3 protein-coding genes are annotated in these 4,836 nt (G+C 48.9%); all 3 read left to right on the top strand.

The window, feature by feature from the left end; all coding sequences use genetic code 11:
- Positions 1-255, top strand: a 255-nt coding sequence (locus H5U02_14025) for a cation transporter (protein MBC7343539.1), incomplete at its 5' end; no start/stop codon positions are given.
- Positions 248-2,797 carry a single-stranded-DNA-specific exonuclease RecJ gene (gene recJ / locus H5U02_14020; GenBank protein MBC7343538.1) on the top strand — a complete coding sequence of 850 codons (2,550 nt, stop codon included), beginning with the start codon at positions 248-250 and terminating at the stop codon, positions 2,795-2,797. The genes H5U02_14025 and recJ, both read left to right, overlap by 8 nt.
- Positions 2,798-2,827: 30 nt before the next feature.
- Positions 2,828-4,836: bifunctional (p)ppGpp synthetase/guanosine-3',5'-bis(diphosphate) 3'-pyrophosphohydrolase (locus tag H5U02_14015; GenBank protein ID MBC7343537.1), on the top strand; the 2,009-nt coding region annotated here is incomplete at its 3' end.

The raw sequence follows: 4,836 nt of genomic DNA, 5'->3' as shown, positions 1-4,836 counted from the left end.
GAAAGGTACTCTGCTAACTATATCGAGTTTCATCGGTTGCGAACCCGCAAGGCGGGATCGGAACGGCATATCGATCTTCATTTGGTGGTTCCCGGAGAAAGCCATATCGATCGGGTCCATGACTTGTGTGAGCTCATTGAAAGAGACATCGAGGAGCGTTTTCCTCGATCACAAGTTCTCATTCATGTGGAGCCTTCTTCTCGCCTTGCCCCGGGGCAACCGGGCAGCCTAAGAGATGGAGGCAAGCATGAGTAAGTTGCGAAAACCCAAACGGTGGCAAGTAGCCCAAGTTGAATACGAGCGAATAGGTACTATCTGTGCTCGGGTTGGGATTAACCCTCTTTTGGCCCAAGTGTTGGTGGCTCGGGGAATCGATACAGCTGAAAAAGTCCAAGCTTTCATAAACGTAACTGGGGACCAAATATCAGAGCCAACGTCCATTGGCGGCGTGGAACAGGCGGCCAACATCCTGGTGGAGGCGATAACTAGGGATGTCCCTATTTTGGTATACGGGGATTATGATGTAGACGGGATAACGGCTACTGCGCTGCTGGTGGATCTTCTGCGCCGCTGCGGAGCTCGCGTGGGTTACTACATACCGGATCGGTTGAGCGAAGGGTACGGGCTTAATTCGCGAGCCTTATTGCAGCTTCGTGAGCAAGGATACCGCTTAGTAGTCACAGTTGATTGCGGTATTAGCAACTACCAGGTGATCAGCGATGCCAAGCTGGCAGGGTTTGACGTATTAGTGACTGACCATCACCAGTTGCCGGATAGGTTGCCGCCGGCAAGTGCCATCGTCCACCCTGCCTTAGGTGAGAATCAAGGGACGAAGCTCGCCGGGGTAGGCGTAGCCTTTAAATTGGCTCAGCAAGTCAGCCGGGGTCTAGGAATGCCTAAAGATGCGGGAATCGACGCAGGTAGGTATCTCGACCTAGTTGCACTCGGTACGATAGCCGATCTGGTACCGTTGCTTGGCGAAAACCGGGTCCTGACGAAAATCGGGTTGGAACAGCTAAACCGGTCCCCACGGTTAGGGCTAAAGGCTTTGAGAGAAGTAGCCGGCATCAGCTACGTGGATAGCAGGAGCGTCGCCTTTGGGTTGGCACCTCGGTTAAATGCAGCTGGGCGTTTGGGACAGGCGTTGCCAGCAGTCCAGTTATTACTCACCGATTCTTATCAGGAGGCTTGGGAAATAGCCCGCGAGTTAGATCAGATTAATCGGGAGCGACAGCTGATTGAAGAGTCGATCTTCCAGCAAGCCCAGGGTATGGCTCGCGAGCAAGTCGAAGCTAACTCTAAGTTCATCGTTCTTTCCTCCCCTTATTGGCATCCTGGCATAGTTGGGATTGTAGCTTCACGGCTGGTGGAGGAGTATTACTTGCCAGTACTCCTAATAGCTCTGGCGGGCCGGGTGGGAAAAGGCTCTGCCCGAAGTATCCCGGGATTTCATATGTATGAGGCTCTATCTTCCTGCCACCATTTGCTGGAGAGTTTTGGGGGACATGAGTTGGCTGCTGGCTTAACTGTGGAAGTGGAAAAGATTAGTGATCTCAGGCAGGAATTAAATGCGGTTGCCGAACGCTGCCTTTGCCCAGAAGACCTAGTTCCCAAGATCGATGTGGATACTGAGATTGTGTTGTCCGAAGTAACTATTCCTGCGGTTGAGCAACTATCCTTGCTCGAGCCCTACGGTCCAGGTAACGACCCCCCAGTATTTCTTTATCGCCACCAGTTGCTCCAAGGAATCAAAGGTGTAGGGAAAGACAATAGTCATTTGAAAGGGTGGATCAATGGCGAGGGCCGGCAAATCAGCATCATTGGCTTTAATCTGGTTGAAGGGTTCGAACAACGTCAACCCATTGATTTGGTATTTCATTTAGGTTTGAATGAATGGCAAGGACAAGCCCAAATAGAGGCTAGGTTGCTAGATTGGCGGCCGTCGGCTCCCAGCGCACTGGCAGTAGATGATTCCACTTTATTGGTACAGGCGAAGGCAAAGAGTGAGCTAGCGTGCACCAGTTCTGGCGAAAGAAAACTAATTAACTGGACTCACCGGGCCAAGGCTGGCTGGATGGCCAGGATCGAATCCATAAAGGAAGTTGCTAAAGTGGAAGACCAGGTATTAATTTGGGTTCGCCGTCGCTCCTTGGCCGGCCAGGTACTTCGTAGTCTATATGAAATCTTGCCTGAGTTGACTGGGCGGATCTTCTTGGCTTCAAAGACCTTAACTCAAGAGCAATTGCAATTAGTTATTGGCTTTTGGAAGAACAGGCTGGCTCAAATTGTTGTGGTTGAGGGCCTTGATTGGTTTGAGCCCCCTGTTGCTGGGGCAATCATTTTCTTGGAACCACCGCTTAGCCTAAACCAGCTCTACAATATAACTGGAGAATGCTCAAAAGTTTACCTCCTATGGCATGAATGGGATATAGATTATATTGATCGATGTCTTGAAATGAGTATTCCTGGGCGCGAGACAGTAGCTACAGTCTATCGTTACCTGCTATACTTAAAGAGGGGAAATTTCAAGACCCAAGTGGATACTGGTCGTATTAGCCGCGACCTCAACCGAATCCTGGGTAAGACTATTGGTCGGAAGGCTATTTGGAGATCATTAGCCATTCTCAAAGAAATAGGGTTGGTTCAGCATTTAGAAAATGAATGCATCAGCGATGTTTTGCTGCTGGAGCCAACGGGAAGAAAAATAAGTTTGGAGGACTCTTTAGTCTACCGGGATGGCCAGGCGAAATTAGCTCAATGGAGAGAATGTAAATCGTTTTTTCAAGGAATGGCTTAAAAGGCTAGTTTTAAGCGAGTTGGGAATGCCATGAGCATCAAGAGACTGTTGGAGCAGATTAAACAATATAATCCGCAGGCTGATTTGGTATTGGTGGAAAAGGCCTACTATTACGCTTTACGGGCCCACGATGGTCAAGTGCGCCGGTCTGGAGAAGGGTTCATTGCCCATCCGGTTGAAGTCGCTAGAATCTTAGCTCAGCTGCAAATGGATTCGCGGGGTATTGCTGCGGCTCTTCTACATGACGTGGTTGAGGACACAGATGTTACCTTAAACGATGTGGAACAGGAATTTGGCCAAGAGATAGCACTGCTGGTTGACGGCGTCACCAAACTTAGTAGATTGGAGTTTAAATCTAAGGAAGAACAACAAGTTGAAAACCTTCGAAAGATGTTCTTGGCTATGGCCAAGGATATCAGGGTCATTCTGATCAAGCTTGCTGATCGCTTGCACAATATGCGGACTTTGCGTTTCCAGCCTGTAGCAAAGCAAAAAGAGATTGCCCGGGAAACTCTGGAAATATTTGCTCCATTGGCCCACCGCTTAGGTATATTCACCATTAAGTGGGAGCTTGAGGACTTATCGTTCCGCTATCTTGATCCAGTTAAATACTATGATCTCAGCGAACGAATTTCTATGAAGCGGCGTGAGCGGGAGGCCTTTATTAATGAAGTCATTGGCGTACTCAAAGAGAAACTGGCAGAACTAGGAATCAAGGCAGATATTTCTGGTCGCCCCAAACATTTTTACAGCATTTACAACAAAATGATCAAGCAGCAAAAAGAGTTAAGTGAGATCTACGACTTGGTAGCAGTTCGGGTTATTGTCGAGACGGTACGTGAGTGTTATGGGGTGCTAGGTGTAGTGCATACCCTTTGGAAGCCCATTCCTGGCAGGTTTAAGGATTATATAGCTATGCCCAAGCCGAACATGTATCAGTCATTGCACACTACTGTAATCGGTCCTCGGGGAGAGCCATTCGAGGTTCAAATCCGAACCTGGGAGATGCACCGCACAGCCGAGTACGGTATTGCTGCGCATTGGCGCTATAAGGAAGGCAAGGGTGGTCCAGGCTTCGAGCAGGATGATTTTGAGAAAAAACTATCTTGGTTGAGGCAAGTCTTAGATCTTCAGCAAGAAGTCCATGATGCTCGAGAATTTATGGAATCCCTTCGCATCGATCTTTTTTCGGATCGGGTGTATGTATTTACACCGAAGGGGGATGTAGTAGAGCTTCCTTCTGGTTCAGTGCCGATTGATTTTGCTTATCGCGTCCACACCGAAGTGGGACACCGCTGTATTGGTGCCAAGGTGAATGGCAGGATTGTCCCCTTAGATTATCAACTGAAGACGGGGGACATAGTTGAAATTCTCACGTCCAAGGTCAGCAATCCTAGCCGGGATTGGTTAAATCTAGTTAAGACCTCCCAGGCTAAGAATCGAATTAGGCAGTGGTTCAAAAAAGAACGTCGCGAAGAATTGAGCGCCCGTGGACGGGAGTTGTTCGAAAAAGAAGTTCGTAAGCAAGGGTTAAATGAGGTTGATATACGGCAGGAAGTTCTTCAGGCCATAGCTCAAGGCATTAGATTGTCAAATGTAGATGACCTCTATGTTGCTCTTGCGGACGGTGTAATTACTCCTCAACAAGTAGTAGCCCGACTGAAGGATAGTCTTAATCAGGTAGAGGCTAAGGAAGCTGAGGCGCCCGCGCTTGAGCCTGCGGCCAAAGGGCAGAGGAATGTCCTTTATGGGACTTCGGCAGTAAGAGTGCAAGGAGCAGATGGGGTTATGGTTCGGTTATCTCATTGTTGCAACCCTTTGCCTGGGGACCCTATCATAGGGTACATTACTAGGGGGCGGGGTGTATCTGTGCATCGACGCGATTGCCCCAACATTAACCACTTGAACCATGATGAACTGGGGCGGGTGGTGGAAGTTGCGTGGCAGAATACTGCCGATGATTCCTCGGTATACCTTGCCCAAATTGAAGCCCTAGCCTTGGATCGCCCTCGACTAGCTATGGATATTATTAGTACAGT

This window comes from Clostridia bacterium (assembly GCA_014360065.1).
Classification (GTDB): Bacteria; Bacillota; DSM-521; order Neomoorellales; family JACIYF01; genus JACIYF01.
This window is presented reverse-complemented; position numbering and strand designations above follow the sequence as displayed.

What these genes read in the sequence shown, in the direction of transcription:
- recJ (MBC7343538.1), top strand. Translation starts at nt 248, where the DNA reads ATGAGTAAGTTGCGAAAACCCAAACGGTGGCAAGTAGCCCAAGTTGAA.